The 22,438-nt window shown below is 69.6% G+C and carries 24 protein-coding genes; 8 read left to right on the top strand and 16 right to left on the bottom strand.

Going from position 1 to position 22,438, the window contains the following annotated elements; genetic code table 11:
* The first annotated feature begins 40 nt into the window (after positions 1–40).
* The 6 genes from H4F99_RS00830 (at position 41) to H4F99_RS00855 (ending at position 5,231) form a co-directional block, all read left to right on the top strand.
* Complete coding sequence (locus H4F99_RS00830) at positions 41–1,420, top strand: hypothetical protein (RefSeq protein WP_182667818.1); 1,380 nt, start codon at positions 41–43, stop codon at positions 1,418–1,420.
* Entirely contained in the window at positions 1,417–1,860 is a 444-nt protein-coding gene (locus H4F99_RS00835; RefSeq protein ID WP_182667819.1) for a thioesterase family protein, read from the top strand. Before H4F99_RS00830 ends, H4F99_RS00835 begins: the two co-directional genes overlap by 4 nt.
* A complete protein-coding gene (locus H4F99_RS00840; RefSeq protein ID WP_182667820.1) occupies positions 1,857–2,990 on the top strand; it encodes a zinc-dependent alcohol dehydrogenase family protein in 1,134 nt (377 codons plus the stop codon). Before H4F99_RS00835 ends, H4F99_RS00840 begins: the two co-directional genes overlap by 4 nt.
* 143 nt (positions 2,991–3,133) lie before the next feature.
* Positions 3,134–3,511: a DUF1622 domain-containing protein gene (locus H4F99_RS00845; RefSeq protein ID WP_182667821.1), complete on the top strand. Its 378-nt coding sequence runs from the start codon at positions 3,134–3,136 to the stop codon at positions 3,509–3,511.
* Between the two features lie 34 nt (positions 3,512–3,545).
* Positions 3,546–4,226, top strand: coding sequence for a MarC family protein (locus H4F99_RS00850; protein ID WP_182667822.1), 681 nt, complete (start codon positions 3,546–3,548; stop codon positions 4,224–4,226).
* Between the two features lie 60 nt (positions 4,227–4,286).
* On the top strand, positions 4,287–5,231 hold the full coding sequence (locus H4F99_RS00855; RefSeq protein ID WP_246371176.1) for a formylglycine-generating enzyme family protein: 945 nt from the start codon (positions 4,287–4,289) through the stop codon (positions 5,229–5,231).
* Between the two features lie 45 nt (positions 5,232–5,276).
* Here the strand turns inward: H4F99_RS00855 and H4F99_RS00860 are convergent, their stop codons facing one another.
* The 5 genes from H4F99_RS00860 to H4F99_RS00880 form a co-directional block, all read right to left on the bottom strand.
* Positions 5,277–5,699: a YidH family protein gene (locus H4F99_RS00860; RefSeq protein ID WP_182667823.1), complete on the bottom strand. Its 423-nt coding sequence runs from the start codon at positions 5,697–5,699 to the stop codon at positions 5,277–5,279.
* A gap of 86 nt (positions 5,700–5,785) precedes the next feature.
* Complete coding sequence (locus H4F99_RS00865) at positions 5,786–7,336, bottom strand: arylsulfatase (RefSeq protein WP_182667824.1); 1,551 nt, start codon at positions 7,334–7,336, stop codon at positions 5,786–5,788.
* Between the two features lie 1,062 nt (positions 7,337–8,398).
* Positions 8,399–10,282, bottom strand: coding sequence for a YadA-like family protein (locus tag H4F99_RS00870; protein ID WP_182667825.1), 1,884 nt, complete (start codon positions 10,280–10,282; stop codon positions 8,399–8,401).
* A 154-nt stretch (positions 10,283–10,436) separates the two neighbouring features.
* Positions 10,437–12,290 carry a sensor histidine kinase gene (locus H4F99_RS00875; RefSeq protein WP_182667826.1) on the bottom strand — a complete coding sequence of 618 codons (1,854 nt, stop codon included), beginning with the start codon at positions 12,288–12,290 and terminating at the stop codon, positions 10,437–10,439.
* 8 nt (positions 12,291–12,298) lie between these two features.
* Entirely contained in the window at positions 12,299–13,003 is a 705-nt protein-coding gene (locus H4F99_RS00880) for a response regulator transcription factor (protein ID WP_182667827.1), read from the bottom strand.
* Positions 13,004–13,241: 238 nt separating this feature from the next.
* On the opposite strand from H4F99_RS00880, the gene H4F99_RS00885 reads away from it, so the two are divergent.
* Positions 13,242–14,000, top strand: coding sequence for a hypothetical protein (locus H4F99_RS00885; RefSeq protein WP_220480977.1), 759 nt, complete (start codon positions 13,242–13,244; stop codon positions 13,998–14,000).
* A 27-nt stretch (positions 14,001–14,027) separates the two neighbouring features.
* On the opposite strand, the gene H4F99_RS00890 is transcribed toward H4F99_RS00885, so the two are convergent.
* The 11 genes from H4F99_RS00890 to glmS all read right to left on the bottom strand — a co-directional run bounded on the left by H4F99_RS00890 (position 14,028) and on the right by glmS (position 20,962).
* Positions 14,028–14,483, bottom strand: coding sequence for a hypothetical protein (locus tag H4F99_RS00890; RefSeq protein ID WP_182667828.1), 456 nt, complete (start codon positions 14,481–14,483; stop codon positions 14,028–14,030).
* The gene (locus H4F99_RS00895; protein ID WP_220480978.1) at positions 14,480–15,592 is read right to left on the bottom strand and encodes a hypothetical protein; all 1,113 of its coding nucleotides are present in this window, start codon (positions 15,590–15,592) and stop codon (positions 14,480–14,482) included. Before H4F99_RS00895 ends, H4F99_RS00890 begins: the two co-directional genes overlap by 4 nt.
* Positions 15,593–15,698: 106 nt before the next feature.
* The gene (locus H4F99_RS00900) at positions 15,699–16,403 is read right to left on the bottom strand and encodes a hypothetical protein (protein ID WP_246371177.1); all 705 of its coding nucleotides are present in this window, start codon (positions 16,401–16,403) and stop codon (positions 15,699–15,701) included.
* Positions 16,400–16,639, bottom strand: a complete 240-nt coding sequence (locus H4F99_RS00905) for a hypothetical protein (RefSeq protein ID WP_182667829.1) — start codon at positions 16,637–16,639, stop codon at positions 16,400–16,402. The genes H4F99_RS00900 and H4F99_RS00905 overlap by 4 nt, the downstream gene beginning before the upstream one ends.
* A gap of 1 nt (position 16,640) precedes the next feature.
* The gene (locus tag H4F99_RS00910) at positions 16,641–16,844 is read right to left on the bottom strand and encodes a Ras family protein (protein WP_182667830.1); all 204 of its coding nucleotides are present in this window, start codon (positions 16,842–16,844) and stop codon (positions 16,641–16,643) included.
* Positions 16,831–17,175, bottom strand: coding sequence for a hypothetical protein (locus tag H4F99_RS00915; protein ID WP_182667831.1), 345 nt, complete (start codon positions 17,173–17,175; stop codon positions 16,831–16,833). Before H4F99_RS00915 ends, H4F99_RS00910 begins: the two co-directional genes overlap by 14 nt.
* Positions 17,172–17,525 (bottom strand): hypothetical protein, encoded by a 354-nt coding sequence (locus tag H4F99_RS00920; RefSeq protein ID WP_182667832.1) that lies wholly within the window; start codon positions 17,523–17,525, stop codon positions 17,172–17,174. The genes H4F99_RS00915 and H4F99_RS00920 overlap by 4 nt, the downstream gene beginning before the upstream one ends.
* A gap of 64 nt (positions 17,526–17,589) precedes the next feature.
* Entirely contained in the window at positions 17,590–18,078 is a 489-nt protein-coding gene (locus H4F99_RS00925; protein WP_182667833.1) for a RebB family R body protein, read from the bottom strand.
* A 36-nt stretch (positions 18,079–18,114) separates the two neighbouring features.
* Positions 18,115–18,435 carry a R body protein gene (locus H4F99_RS00930; protein WP_182667834.1) on the bottom strand — a complete coding sequence of 107 codons (321 nt, stop codon included), beginning with the start codon at positions 18,433–18,435 and terminating at the stop codon, positions 18,115–18,117.
* Between the two features lie 147 nt (positions 18,436–18,582).
* Entirely contained in the window at positions 18,583–18,891 is a 309-nt protein-coding gene (locus H4F99_RS00935; protein ID WP_182667835.1) for an FAD-binding monooxygenase, read from the bottom strand.
* 238 nt (positions 18,892–19,129) lie between these two features.
* A complete protein-coding gene (glmS, locus tag H4F99_RS00940) occupies positions 19,130–20,962 on the bottom strand; it encodes a glutamine--fructose-6-phosphate transaminase (isomerizing) (RefSeq protein WP_182667836.1) in 1,833 nt (610 codons plus the stop codon).
* Positions 20,963–21,156: 194 nt separating this feature from the next.
* Here glmS and H4F99_RS00945 point away from each other — a divergent pair, with 194 nt between their 5' ends.
* Positions 21,157–22,434 (top strand): efflux RND transporter periplasmic adaptor subunit, encoded by a 1,278-nt coding sequence (locus tag H4F99_RS00945; protein ID WP_182667837.1) that lies wholly within the window; start codon positions 21,157–21,159, stop codon positions 22,432–22,434.
* Positions 22,435–22,438 lie beyond the last annotated feature (4 nt).

The raw sequence follows: 22,438 nt of genomic DNA on the forward strand, positions 1-22,438 counted from the left end.
ATCCACCGGGCCCCGTGGCCCGAACCAAGGGGAAGCACGCATGTCCGATGCACGCCACGCCGTCACGCAGGCCACGCCCACGCCGGGCTGGCGCTGGGGGCCCTTCGTGTTCCGCCTGCCCTTCCTGCATTCGAAACTGCTGTGGCCGGAATTCCTGCAGGGCACCCTGGTCGCGACCGCCACCGGCCTGGCGCTGGTGCCGGTGCTGGGCGGCTATTTCGGCATGGGCTTCGAGGAAGCCGTCGCCTGCGTGCTGCTGTACAGCGTGTTCCTGGTCATCTCGCTCTACGTGTTCGGCGAACCGTATGCGCCGGGCTGGACCACCGCCGCGCTGCCGCTCGCGCTGGCCTACGTGATCGGCGGCTTCCCGGATCCGGTGGCGCGCTTCCAGGCGATGACCGCGTTGACGCTGACGTATGCCGCGCTGGTGCTGTTCCTCGGCGTCAGCGGACTGGGCGCGCGCCTGATGGCGTGGATGCCGGCGACGTTGAAGGCGGGCATCCTGCTCGGCGCCGCACTGTCGGCATTCAAGCAGGTCTTCGTCGACGATGCCGGCAAGTTCCTGATGGCGCAGCCGATCACCACCACCGTCGCCTGCCTGGTGTGCCTGGTCTGCGTGTTCTCGCTGCCGTTCCGGCGACTGATCGAGCGGCGGCCTTCACTGGGCGTGCTCGCCGCACTGGGACTGCTGCCAGGCTTCCTCACCGCAGCCATCGTCGGCCCGCTGGTCGGCGAGGTCCAGTACGAGGTCGAATGGGGCCTCCTGCTGCCGCCGGTCGGTGACGCGGTGGCGAAGATGTCGCCCTTCAGCATCGGCTGGCCGCCGATGGAGATGTACCTCGCCGGCCTGCCGCTGGTCCTGATCACCTATGTGATCCAGTTCGGCGACTGGGTGACCGGCAACGAAGTGCTGCGCGAGGCCCAGCCGTCGCGCCCCGATGATCCGGTCGACATCAACCCGGGCCGCTCGCACCTGGTGCTGGCGATCCGCAACGCCGCGTCCGCCTTGGTCGCGCCGTTCTTCACCACCCAGGGCACGCTGTGGACCGGCGTGCACGTGATCGTCGCCAACCGCTGGAAGCAGGGACCGCGCGCCATGCGCGACCTGCACAGCGGGCTGATGTCCTACTACCTGATGGGCCTGCCCTTCATCTACTTCCTGCTGCCGTTGCTGACCGCGCTGAAGCCGCTGCTCGGCATCGCGCTGTCGCTGACGCTCGTACTGACCGGCTTCGCCTGCGCTTACATCGGCATGGCAATCCCGCGCGACAACATCGCCCGCGGCGCGGCGCTGCTGACCGGTGCCGCGCTGGCGCTGTTCGCGCCTTGGGTCGGTCTGCTGGTCGGCATCGCCGCCTGCGTGCTGCTGGTCGGGCGCGAGACCCCGCCGACCCCCGCGTCCACCCCGGAGGCCCCGTGAGCCGCGACGCCTACCGGCACTTCCTGCCGATCCCCACGCGCTGGAAGGACAATGACGTCTACGGCCACGTCAACAACGTCGAGTACTACAGCTACTTCGACACCGTCATCAACACCTGGCTGATCCGCGAAGGCGGGCTCGACATCCACCGCGGCGACACGATAGGCCTGTGCGCGGAATCGCACTGCCGCTTCGCCAGCGAGATCGCCTTCCCGGAAACCGTGGAGGCCGGCCTGCGCGTCGAGCACCTCGGCAATTCCAGCGTGCGCTACGGCATCGGCCTGTTCCGCGAAGGGCGCGAAGCACCGGCCGCCGAGGGCTGGTTCGTGCATGTGTTCGTCGACCGCGAGACACGCCGGTCGCAGCCGATTCCGCAACGCATCCGGGACTGCCTGGAGCGCATCCGTATCGAAGCGACCGACGAAGGCAGTTCGACATGAAGGTCCGCGCCGCCGTGCTGCGCGGGATGGCCCTCCCCGCCCCCTATGCCGAATCCCGGCCGCTGCGCATCGAAACCCTCGAACTCGCCGACCCGGGCCCCGGCGAGCTGCGGGTGCGTGTCCTCGCCGCCGGCCTCTGCCACTCCGACCTGTCGGTGATCGAGGGCACGCGCCCGCGTCCGATGCCGATGGTGCTGGGCCACGAAGCAGTCGGCGAGGTGATCGACGTCGGACCTGGGACAGCCGGCTTCCAGCCCGGCGACCGCGTCGTGTTTTCCTTCGTGCCGACCTGCGGCCACTGCGCGCCCTGCGCCGAAGGGCGCCCGGCGCTGTGCGAGCCGGGTGCGGTGGCCAATGCCGGCGGCCAGCTGCTGGCCGGCGGCCTGCGCTGGCGCGACGGCACCGGACCGCTGCACCACCACCTGGGCGTGTCCTGCTTCAGCGAGGCCACCGTGGTGTCGGCCCGCTCGGCGGTGCGCATCGACGCCGACCTGCCGCCGCGCACCGCCGCGCTGTTCGGCTGCGCGGTGATGACCGGCGTCGGCGCGGTGGTCAACACCGCGCGCGTGCGGCCGGGCGAAAGCGTGGCGGTGTTCGGCCTGGGCGGGGTCGGCCTGGCGGCGCTGATTGGCGCGGTGGCCGCCTCGGCGCACCCGCTGGTCGCGGTGGACGTGCAGCCCGACAAGCTGGCGCTCGCGCGCGAACTGGGTGCCACCCACTGCATCGACGCCCGCGATGGCGACCCCGTCGAGGCCATCCGCGAGGCCACCGGCGGCGGTGCCCTGCATGTCATCGAGTCGGTAGGCAACGAACGCGTGCTGGCCCAGGCCTATGCGGCGACGCGACGGGGCGGCAGCACGATCACCGTGGGCCTGCCGCCGCCGGACCGCATGTTCAGCGTGCCGGCCGTCAGCCTGGTGGCCGAAGAGCGCAGCGTGCGCGGCTCGTACATGGGCTCGGCGGTGCCCTCGCGCGACATCCCGCGCTACATCGACCTGTACCGCGCGGGCCGGCTGCCGGTGGATCGCCTGCTGACCCACACGCTGGCGCTCGACGAGATCAATACCGGCTTCGACCGCCTCGCGCGCGGCGAGGCGATCCGCCAGGTGGTCGAACTCGCGCCGGATTGACCCGGGACCGTCGCACGTTCTTCACAAGGTCTTCCTCAGGCGACCTTCAGAGTGGCGCCGGGGATTGCCGCAGCGGCCCACGGCCGTTCGGCCACCGTCCATGACCCGGCCGCGGGCCGGCGTCGCCAACAGCGAGGTGGATGATGGAAGAGATGCTCCGCGAGGCCAGCGAATACATCGCCCTCGCACTGGAAGCCCTTTCCGTGCTCACGGTCCTCGTCGGCGCGATCGACGCCCTGCTCCGCATGGCCCCTGCACTGCGCGTTCGGCGCGGCAGCCACGGCGCGCGGCGCGCGGCCTGGCTGAGCCTCGCCCGCTGGCTGCTGCTGGGCCTTGAGTTCATGCTCGCCGCCGACATCGTCCGCACGGTGATCTCGCCCGACTGGAACGACATCGGCCAACTGGCCGCGATCGCGGTCATCCGCACCTTCCTCAACTACTTCCTCGAACGCGACCTCGATGCCGCGGAGGAGATGGACGAGAAGAAGAAGGTCGAGCCGGTGCCGGCCGAGCTGTCCTGAACCCACCGCCGCCCCACCGGAAGGAGGTGTCGCCATGCAGACCGTCCCGCTCGCCGTCGTGCTGATCGCCGCCGCCCCGGGCCTGCCGCTGGCGGGCACGGGCTACCGGTTCGGTTACGACGAGCTGTTCCTGCTCTTCTTCATCATGCTGGGGCCATTCAAGGCGATGGGGGCCTATTTCGCCGCGACCCGCACGCTCGACGCCCCGGCGGTGCGCCGGCTGGGGCTGAAGATGTTCGGGCTCAGCGTCATCGCGATCCTGCTGGCCGGCAGCATCGGCGCGGCGATCCTGGCCAAATGGCAGATCGACGTTGCTGTCATGCAACTGGTGGCGGGGCTGGTGTTCTTCCTGGTGGCGATCCAGCTCGTACTGGTGCAGTACCGCGCACCGGCGGCCCCGTCGCCGGAGCAGGCCACCTCGTCGCCGCTGATGCACCTGGTATTCCCCGTCACGGTGACGCCGTACGGCATTGCCGCCGTGATCGCCGCGATGGCCTTGAGCCAGGACGCTTCGCGCTCGGCGTCCGTGCTGGGACTCGCGGTCGCGGTGATGGTCCTGGACCTGCTGGCGTTCCTTGGCGTTCGTTTCATCATGAAGTGGATCGGACCGGTCCCGCTGAAGATCGTCAGCGCGGTACTCGGCATCCTGCAGGTCGCGCTGGCCACGCAGCTCATCATCGATGCGGTCGGGCAGATGCTCCGCGCCATGCCCTGACCCCGGCTGAAGACGCGCTCGCGTAGAGTGGACCTTCCGCCCAAGGACCCGTCCCCGACGATGCAGAACGAGACTTCCCCCACGGCCGAGCGTCCGGGCATGGCCTGGATCGAGGGCGGTGCCTTCCTGATGGGCTCCGACCAGCACTACCCCGAAGAGGCGCCTGCGCACCGGGTTTCGGTGGGCGGCTTCTGGATCGACCGCCACTGCGTGACCAACGATGAGTTCGCGCGCTTCGTCGAGGCCACCGGCCACGTGACGAAGGCCGAGCAACCGGCCGATCCCGCCGACTACCCGGGCGCCGACCCGGCCCTGCTGGCGCCCGCCTCCGTCGTCTTCATCCCCACGCCCGGGCCGGTCGACCTGCGCAACCACTACCACTGGTGGCACTACGTGGCCGGCGCCGACTGGCGCCACCCGCACGGTCCGGGCAGCTCGGTCGACGGCAAGGGCGACCACCCGGTGGTGCATGTCGCCTTCGAGGACGCCGCCGCCTATGCCGCCTGGGCCGGCAAGCGCCTGCCCACCGAAGCCGAATGGGAATTCGCCGCGCGCGGCGGCCTGGATGCCGCCGAGTTCTGCTGGGGCGACGACTTCGTGCCCGGCGGCGCGCACATGGCCAATACGTGGCAGGGCGAGTTCCCGTGGCAGAACCTGGAGGAAGACGGCCATGCCGGGACCGCGCCGGTCGGCAGCTTCCCGCCGAATGGACACGGCCTGTTCGACATGGCCGGCAATGTCTGGGAGTGGACCACCGACTGGTACCAGGAGCACACCGCGATTCCACAGCACGCCTGCTGCACGCTGGAAAACCCGCGCGGCGGCACCGCCGAGGCCAGCATCGACCCGCGCAACCCGGCGGTCAGGATCCCGCGTCGCGTCATGAAGGGCGGCTCCCACCTGTGCGCGCCGAACTACTGCCGCCGCTATCGCCCCGCGGCGCGCATGGCGCAGCCGGTCGATACCTCGACCTGCCACCTCGGCTTCAGGTGCGTGGCGGACTGAGCGCCGCGAAGCGGGGCCACCGCGCGGACGGCGGCTCGGCGACGGTTACCAGATCACCAGGCTGACAAACGCGAACACGCCCAGGATCGCGACCATCCCGCAGACCCACAGCGCGAGGTTCCACTGACCCTGCAGGCCCATCTCGCGCAGCGCATTCACCCGGCGCCGATGCTGCACCACCGCCATGCACAGCGCGGTCGTGCCGATGGTGATCATCGCCAGGCCGACGGTATCCGAGGCCCAGGTCTGGTTGAAGGCGCCACGGACCGGCTCGCCGCGCTGTTCCGACAGGTACTGGAAGAACTTGGCGAGGGTGAAGCCGAAGCTGATCAGCGACAGCGAGGTCCGCAGCCACGACATCAGGGTGCGCTCGAACGACAGGAAGCTGCGCTCGAGCGAAAGTGTGGTCCGCTTTTCCGACAACTGGGTGCTGTGGTCCGGGCCGGTGGCATCGACGCTGGTATTCAAGGTATTCCCTCGTGGGCTTCCATCCAACATGAAGGCCGCGCACCGGGATCACTCCGATGCGCGGCCGCTTTCACCCCGCTGCGCGATCAGCCGCCGCCGGCGGCCGCCGTCTCCATCTTGGCCACGACCTCGTCGATCCCGAAGCTCGCCGCCTTCTGTCGCGGTGGGAACTCCTTGAAGGTACCCAGGAACTCCGCCACGCCGTTCTGCGCCGGGACCAGAATGAACACGTGATCGAGCAGCCAGTCGTAATAGGTGTTCGACGTGATGTCGGCACGTTCGTAGGGGTCGGTGCGCAGGTTGAAGATCTTCGGCACCCGCAAGGTCACCAGTGGTTCCGCCCAGATCTGCAGCGTGCCCGCGCACCGCTGTTCCATGAACACGACCTTCCAGTTGTCGTACCTCAGGCACGCAAGGTCGCCATCGTCGGTGAAGTAGAAGAAGCCCTTGCGCTCGTGCTTCTTGGCCTTTCCGGTGAAGTACGGGACCAGGCTGAAGCCATCCAGGTGCACCTTGAACTTCTTGCCGTTGGCCTTGTGCCCCTTCTTGAGCTTTTCCTTGACGTCCGCGTCGCCCGCCGCCTCCACGATGGTCGGCAACCAGTCGAGGTGGCTGACGATCTCGTTGCAGACCGTGCCCGGCTCGACCACGCCCGGCCAGCGCACCATACACGGCACGCGGAACGCGCCTTCCCAGTTCGAGTTCTTCTCGTTGCGGAACGGGGTCATGCCAGCATCGGGCCAGGAGTTCATGTGCGGCCCGTTGTCGGTGCTGTACATGACCATCGTGTCGTCGACGATGTCCAGCTCCTCCAGCAGTGCCAGCATCTCGCCGATGTGCTTGTCGTGCTCGATCATGCAGTCGTGATACTCGGACTGCCAGCGCCCGGCCTGGCCGCGGATGCGGTCCTCGATATGCGTGCGGAAGTGCATGTGCGAGGTGTTGAACCAGACGAAGAAGGGCTTGCCTTCCTTGTTCGCCTTCTTGATGAACTTCTTGGCCGCGGCGAGGAACTCGGTGTCGCAGGTTTCCATGCGCTTCTTGGTCAGCGGACCGGTGTTCTCGATCTTCTGGCCGCCCTTGCCGTCCGACCAGCAGTGCATCACGCCACGCGGGCCGAACTTTTTCTTGAACTGCGGGAAGTCCTTGTCGCTCGGATAGTCCGGCAGCTCTGGTTCTTCCTCGGCATTCAGGTGGTACAGGTTGCCGAAGAACTCGTCGAAGCCGTGCATGGTCGGCAGGTGCTCGTCGCGGTCGCCGAAGTGGTTCTTGCCGAACTGGCCGGTGGCGTAGCCGTGCTCCTTCAGCAGCTCCGGGATGTTCGGGTCTTCGGCGCGCATGCCCAGCTCGGCGCCCGGCAGGCCCACCTTGGTCAGGCCGGTACGCAGGCCGCACTGGCCAGTGATGAAGGAGGCACGGCCGGCGGTGCAGCTCTGCTCGGCGTAGTAGTCGGTGAACATCACGCCGTCGCGGGCGATGCTGTCGATGTTCGGCGTCTTGTAGCCCATCAGCCCGTGCGTGTAGGCGCTGAGATTGGACTGGCCGATGTCATCGCCCCAGAGGATCAGGAAGTTCGGTTGTTTCTTCGTGCCTTTCTTGCTCGCGGTCTTGTCTTCTTTTGCTGCTGCCTTTGCCATGATCCACTCCGGTGTGAGGGTCTGTATCGGTTCGACTGCAAATCCGGCGTTCGAAGACAGGTGATCCCTCCCCCGTGAAGGTCGGCTTCGAGTAGCAGGAATACGAAGGGAGCGTCGTTGCGACGGCCCACGTCGAACCTAGACCCGCATCCGTTAACGTTCCGTGCAGCTGGGAAGTCGGCTTGATGAATTGCTGCAGCGCAACGCGACGCGGGGCGACGCAAAGAAAGGGGAGACAATGCGATGCATGCAGGCATGTCTGTTGCTCGTGAGCAGAGCCGCCCGGACAGCGTGCGCGATGTCAGCGACGAGCAGGAAGCGAGTGGGCATTGAATCCCGCATGGGGGCGTGTCGCACGCGACGTCGGGGTGGGCATTGGGGCGCGTCGGTGGGCGTTGGGGGCGTCGGCCGGGTGGGGCTGCGCCGGGGCGACCCGGCAGGCTCCAGGGCGACTGTCCCCCGGCCGCCTGCGGCGGCCTCCTCCTTGATTTCGCCCCGAAGCCTACCCGGCCACCCCGACGCCGTCGGATCGTGCAGGTGGAGGGTGCAAAGGAAGAGTGCCGGGACACCGCTGGCCTCGGGCAATGCCGACGTCCGGTGCCCTTGGGGGCGAAATCAAGGAGGAGGCCTCGGCCTGGCCGAGGCCGGGGGACATTCGCCCCCGAGGGCACCGGACGTCGGCATCCCCAGCTCCGCCGCAGCAGGCAGCTGACCATCGCCCTGCACACGAAAAATCAGACACTCCCGTCGGAAACGTGACGCTTCGAGGTATGGACCTCGACACCTGGAGCTCGAACCTCGACGCTTCGAGTGAAGACCTCGATACTCGAAGCTCAAACCTTGGCGTTTCGAGTGGGAGACCTCGACGCCCGGAGTTCGAACCCCGACGCTTCAAGTGAGAGACCTCCATGCCCGAAGCTTGAACCTCGACGCTTCAGGGTGGTGAACTCGACGCCCGGAGCTCAAACCTCGACGCTTCGAGGTAAAGACCTCGACGCCCGGAGCTCGAACCCCGACGCTTCGAGTTCGACACCTCGGCTTCCCCAGCCGACGGCGCGCGCCCTAGAGGTCGAAGCCGAAGCCCACGCCGGCGGAGCTCTCGCCGTCGCTGAACGCGCCGCCCAGCGAAAAGGATGCGCGCTCGCCGACCTTCACGCCGTAGCCGATCGAGAGCGCCTGCTCACCGCCCTGGAAGCCCGCGCCGACCGCGATGCGCCCGCGCGGGCTCTGGGTCCCGGACGCGTTGATCGCCATGTTCATCATCGCCGTGCCCATCGCCCCCTGGCGGTCGATACGCCGGTCCTGCTGGTGGAAGCGGTCGTCGACATCACTGCGGAACGCCTCCAGGTCCGCCCCGAACGAGGCCATGACCTGGTCCGTGTAGGCGCGTGCCGAGTCCAGCGTCGATGCCGCCGTGCGATCGGCGTAGCTGCGGGCTGACTGCAGCGTGGCCGCGTCGCCGGCGTCGGCGTGCGTGTTCGCCGCCTGCAACGTGGCAGCATCGCCCGCCGCCATGTCGCCCCGGATCGCCGCTTCGCGGGCATCGGTGTGGCCGGTCGCGGCGGCCAGAGTGGCGGCATCACCGGTATCGGCGTGGGTGGTCGCGGCGCGCAGCGTGCCGGCATCGCCGGCGTCCATCTGGCCCTTGTTGACGGCATCGCCGGCATCGACACCGTCGGCGACATTGGCGATCCGCGTGCCGTTGTCGCCTGCCAAGGTGATCGCATCCGCATCGTGGCCGTCGTACTCCACCGCCAGGTCACTGCCCGAACCTGCCGGGCCGTCTGGACCTGCCGGGCCATCTGGACCTGCCGGCCCTTCGGGGCCCTCCGGACCTTCGGGGCCTTCGGGGCCTGCCGGACCTTCCGGGCCTGCCGGACCTGCCGGACCTTCCGGACCTTCCGGGCCTGCCGGACCTTCCGGGCCTGCCGGACCCTCGGGACCCGCCGGACCCTCGGGGCCCGCCGGACCTTCGGGGCCCGCCGGACCCTCTGGACCCGCCGGGCCGGGCGTCAGCGCGATGCCATCTATGCTGGCCTGCAACTGGTCCAGGCGCACGTCCACCGCGGCGAAGGCATCGCCCACTGTCGCGTAGCTGCCCCCCTGGATTCCATACGCCGGCGCAGTGAACACCCCGCCTGTATAGCTCGCACCGCCGCCCAGGGCGATGGCCAACGGATGCAGTTGCGACAGGTTGACCGCGTCGGTGTCGGCACGGCCGGCACCGACGTGGATCAGGCGGCGGGTCTGTTCGGTCGTGAAGGTGACCGTTTGGTTGGTGCCCGGCAGCAGGACCGAGTCCCCCGCGCCGTACCCGAAGGAGACCACGCCGCTCTCATTGGCAACCGCGTACAGGCCGAGCGCGACCGAGCCGAATGCGGCGGAACCGGTCGTCGCCACCGGCCCGATGGCGACCGAACTGTAGCCCTGCGCCTGGGCCCCCGCGCCTATCGCGATGCCGTAGTTGTTGCCGGTGGTGTTGGCCATCGCGTTGCTGCCGATGGCGATCGAGCCCAGCCGCGGCGCCTGCGCATCCTGGGTGCCGATGTCCGCTGCCGCGGGACTGACGGCCACGAAGGGGAGGGATTCGGCGCCCGCGGCGACCACGTCCGCGGCCTGCGTGGATGCCGGGGCCTTCGCCGATGCCGGGAGGGACGCCGCCGACGGAGACGAGGATTCGGTGGCCGCAGGAGCGTTGGCGGCGGTAGCGTCGGCGGCACCGTCCTGCAGGCAGGCCGCATCGGCCAGCGCATCCGCGTCGCCGATCCTGGTCGTCGTCGCGCGTACGGCACCCGTGTGCTCCGGAGCGTTCGTCGCATCCGCAGCGTCGACGGCATCCGCGTCGTCGCAGGGCGGCGCGGCGACGGTTGGCAGGGCGGCAGTGGCCACGCACAGGGCGACGGCCAGGGCAAGCGGGCGTGGCGGCAGGGCGGTTCGGTTCGACATGGAGAGGTCCTCTCGGCAAGCCGCTGTCGGGAGGCCCGGAGGTCCGTCCGCCCCCCAAGCGGAATGTGCGCAGTGTCAAGCAAGCTCCGGGGAGGACGTATCCCTGAAATCAGGTAGTGGCGAGCACCGGGTGGCGGGCGTCGCGCCGTCGCCCTCAGGCCGCCAGCGGCAGTTCCAGGCGCAGGGCGGTTCCGCCGTCGGACGCCGTCTCGACCTGCAGCCGGCCGCCGAGGCGCTGCGCGCGCAGGCGCATGCTGGCGAGGCCGGTACCCCACTCGCCGCCTGCCGCGCGTGCCGCCTCGCCGGCCTGCAGCCCCACGCCGTCGTCGCGGACCCCCACGCGCAGCACGGCACCGTCGCGTTGGACGTGGACATCGACGCGCCCGGCACCGCTGTGCTTGAACACGTTGGTCAGCGCCTCCTGCAGCAGGCGCAGCAGGTCGAGGCTGCGGCCGCTGCCCAGGTCGACGCCTTCCAGTCCCGTGAGGTGCCAGTGGGCGTCGATGTCGGCGGCCTCGAGCAGGCGGGTCGCGCGGTGCCGCAGCGGCACCAGCAGTTCGGCGAGGTCGGCATGCTCGCGTGCGGTGGAGTCGATCACCAGGCGCAGGTCATCGCGCATCTCGCGCAGGAGGTCGACCACCCGCGCGTTGGGCATGTCGGCCGGCGACTGCTGCAGGCGCGCGATGGCGCCGACCAGGGTGCCGCCGAAGCCGTCGTGGAGGTCCCGCACCAATTGCAGGCGCTCGCCGGCCCGGCCGTGCGCGAGTTCCAGCGCATGCTGCCGGCCCAGCGTGTCCGCCAGCCGGGTGGTGGCGGCCTCGACCTCGTGCCTGAGTTCGGCATTGAAGCCCTCGACCCGTTTCATGGTGCTGGCGAACCGGTAGGCGAGCACGAAGCCCATGCCCAGCAGGGTGATCGGCGAGCCGAACGCGCCGAGGTAGGCCGAGCCGCGGAACCAGCCCAGGTACACCGACAGGTCGTGCAGCGACACCAGCACCGGGACCAGCGCGCACAGTGCGAGCACCTTGTGTTCCGCGCGCCCGTGGCGGAACGCGAACACCGCGAACGCCAGGCTCATCAGGTAGGCGAAGCCGATCATCGGCACCACGTACGCGTTGCGGTGCGGGCCCATCCAGCCGGGGAACAGCAGGGCGGCTGCGAACACCAGCGCGCCCAGCGCCAGCAGGCTCCGTTCGAAGCGCGGCCAGCGGAGGCCGGCGAAGCGCAGCAGGAACAGCGCGTAGGTCACCGCCGCGGCGACGAAGCAGGCGGCGATGAAGGCCTGCCAGCCGTGCGTGGTGGGGAACGGCCAGGGCCGGGTGACGATGTAGTTGGAGGCGTACAGCATGCCGAACAGGCCGTTGAGCGCGTACCAGCCGTAGGTGGTGTCGCGCGGACGCAGCAGCCAGATCAGGCCGAACACCGCCGCCAGCACCAGGCCGATCGATGCATCGAGCAGCTGCAGGTCGTGGCGCGCCAGCTTGGCGCCCCGGTAGGCGCGTTGCACGGCATCGGGCGCGCCGACGGTGACGGTGCCGAACGCGGGCTGGTAGGCCACCAGGCCGGACACCCGCACCAGCAGTTCGTTCCCGCCGGGGCGCAGCAGCGGTGCGTCGACGAGGTAGTACCGCGGGCTGTGCCAGTAACGCGACAGCGGCTCGACCAGCGAGGGATCGCGGTCGACCAGGCTGCCGTTGACGTACACCGCCGCGGCCAGGCAGGTGTAGTCCAGCATCAGCCCCACGGGGCCCGGGCCGTCCTGCCGCCAGCGCACGCGGTACCAGACGACGCCATCGTGGTCGGGCCAGCGTTGTTGCCACTGGTCCATCAGGGTGACCGGGACCCAGCCGGTGGCCGGGGGCTCGGTGGCGTTCCAGTCCGAACGCACCGCTTCCGCGTGCACGAGCGTCGTGGTGAGCTGGGGGGCGGAGGCCTGACCCGGGGACTCCGACGCCGGGGCCACCGTCGCCAGCAGCGACAGCAGCAGCACCGCCAGCCCCCGCACCATGCGGCGGATCAACGCAGCAGGCCCATCGCACGGGCCTCGAATACCGCCTCGGTGCGCGAACCGACCGCGAGCTTGCGGTAGATGTTGCGCGCGTGGACTTCGACGGTGAAGCGCGACAGCGACAGCATCTCGGCGATCTCGCGGTTGCTGAACCCTTGCGCGACCAGCGCGAGGATCTCGCTTTCCCGCTCCGACAGCGGCACTGGCGGCGCCCCGGACCCCGGCCCGTCGCTGCCCGCTACCGCGGTGGCCACCCCGCCGCGCGTCGGCCCGGGTGGCAGCAGGGCGAGGATGCGGCGCGCGATCGACGGGTCGATCGGCGCGCCCCCGCGGCGCAGGCTCTTCAAGGACACCACGAGCTCGATGTCGTCTCGATCCTTGAGCAGGTAGCCGGCCGCACCCGCCCGGAGCGCCGCCAGGATGGTGTCTTCGCCGGCATAGGCCGACACGATCACGGCCTGCGTGCGGGGTGCATGCACCTGCATCCAGTCGATCAGCCCGATGCCGTTGCCGTCGGGCAGTTGCACGTCGACCAGCGCGAGCGCGAAGTCGCCTTCACGCAGGCGTTCGCGCGCGGTCGCCAGGTCGCCGACGGCCGCGACCCGCGCACCGTCATCCGCGACGCCAGCCATCAGTCCCTGCAGGCGCAGGCGCGTCGCCGGGTCGTCCTCGACGACCAGCGTGGGCGACAGCGCGATTGGCTCGGCATCCATGGCATCCCTCCTGCCGGCCAGTGTAGGAGAGGTCGCACGCAGGTGCATGGCCGTTCCGGCGCCGCCCTCCTCGCGCCCGCCTGCACGCGGCCTTAGCGCGGATCGCGGAGACTGGACGCCGGGCGGACGCCGGCATCGCCGGTCCATCGGGTGGGCACCCGGGGGCGCAGGACGCGTTCGCAGGGAAGGTGTAACGACACGGATGGGGAAGCGCACGGTGAACAAGGACGCCCGGTGCATGGACGGATTCCATGCGGACGAGATCCGCGACGCCTGCGACGCGATTCTCGGCAGCAGCGACTTCCAGAAGGCCCACCGGATGCGGCGCCTGCTCCGGTTCCTGGTGGACCAGGCCCTCGCGGGCGACGCCGGGAACGTGAGCGAATATGTCATCGGCATCGAAGTGTTCGACCGGCGCCCGACCGACTATGCCGCCGAGGATCCGATCGTTCGGGTCCAGGTGGGGCGCCTGCGCCAGCGGCTCGCGCGCTACTACGCGGACCGCCGCGGACATGGCGGCATCGAGGTCCACATCCCGGTGGGCCAGCACCGGCTGGCGTTCCGGCGCGCCTCCTCGCCGGGGGAGCCGCCGGTGGCGCCGGCGCCGGGAGGCGGCGCGCTGGTGATCGAACCGATCCGCCATATCGCCGGTTACGGCGAGGGGCAGGCCTTCGCGCATGGACTGTACGAGGAGCTTCTGAACCAGTTGTTCTCGTCGTTCGACGACGTATTCATGCGGATGTCCACCTCGCTCGCGGCGAACGGGTCCGAGCGCCGGGACGGCGATGCCCGACGCACGGCGCCGCGGCACCGGGTCGAGGGCAGCGTGCGGGTCGACGCGGAGCGGATCCGCACGTCGATCCGGCTGGTGGATGCCTCGCTGAGCCGGGTCACCTGGGCCGGGCAGTTCGACCGCTCGGTGCGTTTCGGCATCCGCGAGCAGGAAGAACTCGCGGCGTCCATCTGCAACGCATTGAAGGCGGTGGTCCCGGCCTGACGCCGGGCCCACCGCCCCGTCCCTGCTTCAGAACGTCATGTGGAAGACGGACACCACGGTCCCATTGGTGACGCTGAAGCCGAGCCACTTGCGCTGCCGCAGGGCCCACAGGAAGCTCTCCTCGATCGCCTTGGGCACCACGACCAGGGACAGCGCCCGGGTGCCGCGCGGGCGGTTTTCGAGCTTCATCAGGTCCACGCCGATGCCGTCGAGGAAGCGGTCCGCATCCCCTTCCCTGAAGATGCCGTAGGCCTTGATCTCGGTCCACAGCGGCCTGCCGTCATCGCCCCGGGCGACCAGGTCGCACCGTTGCCGCTGGTAGGGTCGCGGATAGGGATACTCCCGTTCGGCCGGCTCGCCCTTCACCACCGTCAGGTGCCGCCAGAGCTCGCACTGCACCCAGCCTTCCCAGCCGCCCTTGCTCAGGGCGAGGGTGGCCGCGGCCTCGGTGTTCACCACGGCCATCACGTCGTGGAGGTTCATGGCGAGACCGCCGCCGATGTCGCCTGCGTCTTCGTCGCGTTCAAGGCCAGCGGCTGCGTGCTGGTCCAGACGCCCTGGCGCCCCGTGTACAGCCCGCCAGCGTAGGTCACGCGGTAGTCCGCGCCGTCAGGCAGGGCTTTCAGCTGGAAGCTGGTGGCGGGCACGGCGTGCGTGGAACCGGTCGCGGCGTCATGGCGGCCCATCTGGAAGATCGGTTCGCGCAGCCCCGAATCCACGTGCGAGTAACCGTCCACCAGCATCACCAACGCACCGTCGGCGACGGCGACGGCCTGCTGGACGATCGACATGCCGCAGGACGTGACGAGCTGCAGCTCGAGCGACGCCGCGCGCGGGCCCAGGGTCTGGCGCAGCAGGTTCATCGCGTTGGCGACCACCTGTTCGCTGTGGTCGAGGCAGACTTCCAGGCCCACGCTCATGCCGTCCCAGTAGACGAGGTTGTCCAGGTGCTGGTCGGGGTTGAGCCGGAACGAATACGTGGTGGTCGGGTCGAGGTTGGCATGGTCCCGCCCGTCCGGTCCGTCGATGTTGGAGATGTAGTGCTTCTCCATGAAGATGTACGGCACGCTGGCATCCGGCTGGGCACGCTGTCCGCGCAGCATGATCGCGGTATTGAGCAGGTTCATCCGGCCCGAGAGGTCGAACGGGAGGGCCGAGCAGAGCGTGCCGGCCACGATCACCCAGTCCTTGAACAGCGGCGAGTCGTGGATGGCCCCGTACAGCGCCTCGGCCAGTTCCTGGCGTGCGCGTTCGGGGTAGGCACCAAAGCTCGTGGAGCGCGAGAAACCACCGCCGCTGACCTCGTCGGCCGAGGCCTTGCGGAAGTAGAACTCCGGCGCGATGAAGACCTTCAGGGTGGACGCGTCGTCCATGCCCTGCTGGTCCTTGCAGGCATCGGCGGTCCAGTAGAGGACGTTGAGCAGGCGCTGGGCGCGCGCCTGCAGGTCAGGATCCTGCAACGTCACCTGCGGCGCACCGGACCGCGCCTGCACGGTGCCCGACGGCGTGGGATAGAACGTGGGGACCATGTAGCCCAGCGGCAGCAGGCGGGTGTACGGCGCCTGTCCCAGTACATCGTCTGTGATGTTCATCGTCTGTGTTCTCCATGACATGTGGCGGCGGGGGTGGCATCCGTGCCTGCGCCGGGGCGCAGGGCACGCGCGGAACGCCTCGCCCGCCGCGGGGCGCTCCGCGGAATCACGCGACCTGCTTGATCAGCCAGTAGATCGCCTTGAGCGTTTGCAAAGCGATCGTCTGGTCTTCCGCGGCCACGCCTGGAAGCGGCAGGCCGCGGGCCAGCGCCACGCCGGGGATAACGGTGACCGGCAGGCCGCCGGTATCGGTGGAGAGCGGTTGCGGTTCCGGCACCGCCGCGAACCCGTGCCGCACCGCGGCGACCACGAAGCCCAGCGCGATGAGCGCGAGGATCGCCACGACCAGGACCAGAAGCCGGACCGGGGGCACCGGGATCTTCTGGATCAATCCGGCGACGAAGCCGACGGCGACCAGCACGTCGAGGTTCAGCGGGCATCCGAGCGTCCGCACCAGTTCCAGTTGCACGAGGTCACCGGGCTGCTGCTCGAACGTGACGGTGTACGGGCGACCGCGCACCGTCAGCGTGACCGGCGCCCGCCGGGCGGCGCGCACGTTGTCGTCCGCCCGGTAGTCGACGCGGCTGAGACCGGTGGCGATCGGCGTCGGCGGCGAAAGCGAGAGCCAGTCGGCCACGTCGGGCGGCAGGCGGACATCCGTGCAGTCCGCCTGGACGATGAAGAACGCGCCCGGGTCTGCCGCCGCGCCGGCCCCGGACGCATCCCGGGTGCCCGCATCGGGGAAGGCCAGCAGCCGGATCCGCTCCGGCACCGGACGCAGTCGGACTGCGGAGGTGGCGATGGCCGTCACGTGCCCGTGCCCGCGCCCGTGCCCGCGCCAAGGGCGGCGGTGGCCTCGTAAGCGGCCAGCCCTTCCAAGATCGCCGTCGCGCTGAGCGCGAGCGAGCCGACGATCAGCGGCGTCGTATCGTTGCCGAGGATCTCGACCATGAAGGTGTAGCCGGCCTCGGCCATCGGCAGCGCGGTCGCGTTCAGGGCCGCGGCCGTCGCGAGCGGCCGTTCGACGATCGCGCCGGTGGCGGCCACGTCAGCGCTCCGGGGCCGGGGGCAGGTCGTAGAGTTCGCGGATCCGGTCCAGCACCTTGTTGTTCTCCTCGGTGATGATCCGCATCTGCTCATCGGCATCGCCCTGGACACCGAGCATCGCGACATGGGTGGCCACCCGCGTCATCGACGCGGCGATGTCCTCTACCACCTCGCCCATCCGCGCCATCGATTCAGGCGTCTTCATCATGCGTTCTCCCTTGGGGTGCCGGGTGCGGATGCGGCGGCCGGTGCGGCCGGGCCTCGCGATCCACCAGGTTCGTGTTGACGTAGGCGATGCAGGCCGCGAACGGGGCCGGGCCGAACACGACGTCCCCGGCGTCGCCGCCGGTGGCCGCAGGCAGGACCGTCAGCACCGCGTTCACGCCGGTCCTGACCACGCAATGCTTCGCCCCGTGCAGGCTGGCCTCCAGCCCGCTCTGCAACTGCGCGTCGATGCGCGCGGCGAGCTGCCGGTTGTAGCGCGCCATCGGCGCTTCGTCGTCCGCTTCGCGGGAGGACGTGGGCGCCCAGTTCATGGCCGCGTACCGAAGGCATCGACGGCGGCCTTGAGATCGGCGATCTCCTGCGCCAGCGCATTGCCGGTCAACACGTCCACCGCGGCCCGCGCGGTGCCCGGGCCTGGACCCTGCACGCGTGCGACGGCACCGGCGACGATGCCCTGGCGCAGGCGGTTCATCGCGTCCTGGTGGGCCAGCTGCGACTTCGCCCCGAGGTCGTTGCCGACCACGTGGTTGGAGAAGGCCAGGTCGCTGAGCAGCGCCGGCTGCTGCATCGTGGCCAGGCTGCCGATCGCGATCGCCGCGGTGACGGGATGGCCCGTGTCGCGCCGATCCTCGACGCGGATATCGATGGTTTCGGTTTCCATGCGTTGCACTCCGCGTGAAGGCGGGGCGGCCAGGGACCGGCCCCGCCTTCACCTTGCTGGCCGATCAGCCGACCTTCTTCACCTTGACGGTGACGCCTTGATCGCTGAGCACGATCTCGATGTCCTCCCGGGCGACCTTCCCCGGGATGAAGATGGCGGGCACGGGGGGATGGACCACCAGCTGGCCCTTCGCATCGATCTCCAGGCCCAGGTCGAGCAGGCGCCGCAGCCGTGACGGACCCTGCGGGCCGGCGAAGGCCTGCACGCTGGACTTCAGGTCGGCGATGGTCTGGGACAGCTCGTTGTTGGACAACACGTCCACCGCCGAGCGTGCCGCCAGCGGCCCCATGTCGCTGACCAGGTTGACGGCCTTGGCGACGAGCGGGGTCCCCAGCTGGTTGCCGGCCTGCTGGTTCGATACCGCGTTCTGCTGGCCGATGTTGTTGCTGGACACCACGTTCGAGTAGGCCAGGTTGGACAGCATGGCCGGCTGCTCCGAGATCGCCTTCAGATTGCCGATCACCACTGCTCCGACTACGGATGGGTCAAGCATGTCGAGACCTCCGGTTCAATGCCCGCGGGAGCGGGCTTACTGGCGGGTGGTGAAGGCCTGGAGCGTGGCCTTCATGTCGGCGATGGTCTGCGCGAGCTCGTCGTTGGTCAGGATGTCGACCGCGGAACGCGCCTCCAGCGGACCGAGGTTGCTGACGGTGTTGGACGCCTTGGCGACGACGGAAATGCCCAGCTCGTTCATCGCCTGCTGGTTCGCCACCGCGTTCTGTTGCGACAGGTTGGTGTTGGCCACCGTGTTCGAGTAGGCCAGGTTGGACAGCATCGCGGGCTGTTCCGAGATGGCCTTCAGGTTGCCGATCGCAACGGCGCTCACCACGTCTTCTGGCAGTGCAGCCATGGTTCTTCTCCTTTCCTTGAGGATGGTGTGTACGTAAGGGTGCTGCTTGGCTTACCGCCCCGTGTCGGGGCATCCGGCGCGTCCGGTCGGACGCGTGGGATCCGGGCGCGGCCGGCATGGGGCAACGGCCGCGCATGTACGTGACGCTCAGCCGCTGGGCTTCCAGGCGCCGATGTCGCTGATCACTTTCTCCAGGTCGCGGGCCATCTTCTCGATGGCCTCCTGGTTCTTGCAGCCGCCTGCGTTCTCGATCATGGTCACGCAGCGCGCGGCCGCGGCCATCTGCACCTGGTTCATGGCCTGCTGCTGGCCCAGGCTGATCTGCTGCTGCATGTTCTGGTTGAAGATCTGCTGGGCAAGCGCGAGGTTCGCCAGGATGGCGGGCTGCTCGCCGATCGACTTGGCATTCGAGATCGCGATTGCCTGGACGATATCTTCTGGAAGTTCACCGGCCATCTGTCCCTCCCTTGGACTGGCGAGGACCGAACCGGTCGGCCCTTCGCTTCGATGGACACAGGCTAGGCGGCGGCGCACCCGCCGGTAAGTATCGTTACCGCAACGTGCGCGGTGGTGTTGCGGTAACGGCGGGGCGGGGTGCCACGCACGCGCTGGCGCGCTGGCGCGACCGGCCATCCAGCGAACGGGCCTCGTTCGGCGGATGGCCGGACGACGGGTGCCGGCCCCTACCCCGCGCTTATTCCACGGTGACCGACTTGGCCAGGTTGCGCGGCTTGTCGACGTCGGTGCCGCGGGCCAGGGCGGCGTGGTAGGCCAGCAGCTGCACCGGGATCGCGTGCACGATCGGCGACAGCACGCCGACGTGGCGCGGGGTGCGGATCACGTGCACCTGCTCGGACTCGCCGAAGTGGCTGTCGAGGTCGGCGAACACGAACATCTCGCCGCCGCGGGCGCGGACTTCCTGGATGTTGGACTTCACCTTCTCCAGCAGGCTGTCCTTCGGCGCGATCACCACCACCGGCATCTCGGCGTCGACCAGCGCGAGCGGGCCGTGCTTCAGCTCGCCGGCCGGGTAGGCCTCGGCATGGATGTAGGAGATCTCCTTGAGCTTGAGCGCGCCTTCCATCGCGATCGGATAGTGCACGCCACGGCCGAGGAACAGCGCGTGCTGTTTCGGCGCGAAACGCTCCGACCAGCCCACGATCTGCGGTTCCAGGTTGAGGGCGTGTTGGACGCTGCCGGGCAGTTGCCGCAGCGCGTCGAGGTGGCCCGCTTCGTCTTCCGCGGTCAAGCGGCCGCGCAGCCGGGCGAGGGTCGCGGTGAGGGTGAACAGCGCAACCAGCTGGGTGGTGAAGGCCTTGGTCGAGGCGACGCCGATCTCGGCACCGGCCCGGGTGTAGTAGACCAGCCGGCTCGCACGCGGGATCGCGCTCTCGGGCACGTTACAGATGGAAAGGGTCCTGTCGTGGCCGAGCGACTTCGCGTACTTCAGCGCCTCCATCGTGTCGAGGGTTTCACCCGACTGCGAGATGGTGACGACGAGGTGCTTCGGGTTGGCCACCGCGGCGCGATACCGGTACTCGCTGGCAATCTCGACCGAGCACGGCAGGCCGGCGATCGCTTCGATCCAGTAGCGCGCCGTGAGACCCGCGTAGTAGCTGGTGCCGCAGGCGAGGATCTGCACGCCCTCGATGCCGTCCAGCACCTCGGCGGCATCGGCGCCGAACAGCGCCGGCGAGAAGCCGCCTTCGTCGATCACCGCCTCGATGGTGTCGGCGATCGCGCGCGGCTGCTCGTGGATCTCCTTCTGCATGAAGTGGCGGTACGGGCCCAGCTCCAGCGACGCCAGCGACACGTCCGAGACGTGCACCTCGCGCTCGATCTCGCGGCCCTCACCGTCGAACACGCGCACGCCGTCGCGGCGGACTTCAGCGGTGTCGCCTTCCTCGAGGAACATCACCTCGCGGGTGGCCTGGATGATCGCGGACACGTCACTGGCGACGAAGTTCTCGCCCTGGCCCAGGCCCACCAGCAGCGGGCAACCCATGCGCGCGGCGATCAGGCGTTCGGGCTCGTGCTTGCTGACGACCGCGATGGCGTAGGCCCCTTCGAGCTCGCTCGCGGCGCGCTGCACCGCCTGCAGCAGGTCGGCGCCCTGCGCCTGGTGGTGGTGGACCAGGTGGGCGATGACCTCGGTGTCGGTCTGCGATTCGAACACGTAACCGGCGGCGGTCAGGCGCTCGCGCTGGGCGTCGTGGTTCTCGATGATGCCGTTGTGGACCACAGCGAGCTCGTTGAAGCTCACGTGCGGATGGGCGTTGGCCTCGGTGACGCCGCCATGGGTGGCCCAGCGCGTGTGGCCGATGCCGATGCCGGCGCTCAGGCCCTCGGCGCTGGCCGCCGCCTCCATCTCGGCCACGCGGCCGGTGCGGCGCACGCGGCGCACGTCGCTGCCATCGAACACGGCGATGCCGGCGGAGTCATAGCCCCGGTACTCCAGCCGCTTCAGGCCCTCGACGAGGACCGGTACCACGTCGCGATCGGCGATCGCCCCGACGATTCCACACATGCAGTTCAACTCCTCGACACCAAGGGGGTAAGTGTAGCCCGGCACACCGGACCGGACAGCGTCCGGCGGACACGGCCCGGACGTTGCGGACACCCACGACAGAACGCAGAACCATTGGAAAATCAGCCACTTGATGGTTGGCACGCTTCATGCGTGATGAGGGGCAGCTTCCCGTTCTCCGAGACCCCGCCCGCATGAGCATCCGCGACACCTCCGGCCAGGACCGCCAGGTCAGCGCCTCCCCCACCCGCCAGCGCCGCCCCAGGCTGATCGCCATCGGCGTGGGCGCCGCCGTGCTGGTATTGGCGGCCTGGCTGGTGGTGGGCTGGAGCACCGGGGGCCGCTCGGTGGACGGTGCCCGGGTGCGCATCGCCGAGGTAACCCGCGGCGACCTGGTCCGCGACATCCGCGCCGACGGCCGGGTGATCGCCGCCAACAGCCCGACCCTGTACGCCGTCGCCGGCGGTACGGTCACGCTGGCGGTGGTCGCGGGCGACGCGGTGGAGGAAGGCCAGGCGCTGGCCGAGATCGACAGTCCCGAGTTGCGCAGCCAACTGGCGCAGGAGCAGGCGACCCTGGCGAGCCTCGAAGCCGAGGCCAGCCGCGCCGGTCTGGACGCCCGCATCGCCCGCTCGCAGGCGCGGCGCAACCTCGACCAGGCCGGGATCGACCGCACCGCGGCGCTGCGCGACCTGGAGCGCAACCAGCGCGCCTTCGAAGGCGGTGCGGTCGCCCAGGTCGACGTCGCCCGTGCGCAGGACGAGCTGAAGAAGGCCGAGCTGGGCCTGGCCCAGGCCGAGCGCGAATACCAGCTGCAGGGCCAGGGCGCCGGCCTCGACACCCGCAACAAGCGGCTGCTGGCCGACCGCCAGCAGGCCGTGGTCGACGAGGTGCAGCGCCAGGTCGACCTGCTGACCCTGCGCGCGCCCTTCGACGGCCAGGTCGGCCAGGTGCAGGTCGCGCAGCGCGCCAACGTCGCCGACGACGCGCCCATCCTCAGCGTGGTCGACCTGACCCGCTTCGAGGTCGAGATCCGCGTGCCGGAGAGCTTCGCCCGCGACCTCGCGATCGGCATGCCGGCGCAGGTCACCAGCGGCAGCGGCCAGCCCCTGCCGGCCGAGGTGGCGGCGGTGTCGCCGGAAGTCGTCAACGGCGAGGTCACCGCGCGCATCCGCTTCAGCGACGAACAACCGGCCGGCCTGCGCCAGAACCAGCGCCTGTCCGCGCGCATCACCCTGGACACCCGCGAGGACGTGCTGCAGGTCGAGCGCGGCCCCTTCGTCGACCAGGGCGGTGGCCGCACCGCCTATGTCATGGACGGCAGCACCGCCGTCCGCCGCCCGGTCCGCCTGGGCGTGAGCAGCCTCAGCGCCGTCGAGATCCTCGAAGGCCTGCAGCCCGGCGACCGCGTCGTGGTCTCCGGAACCGACCAGTTCGGCGACGCCGAACAGATCCGCATCTCTGGAGAGTAACGCC

The sequence above is a fragment of the Marilutibacter penaei genome, from assembly GCF_014145395.1.
GTDB classification, from domain to species: Bacteria; Pseudomonadota; Gammaproteobacteria; order Xanthomonadales; family Xanthomonadaceae; genus Marilutibacter; species Marilutibacter penaei.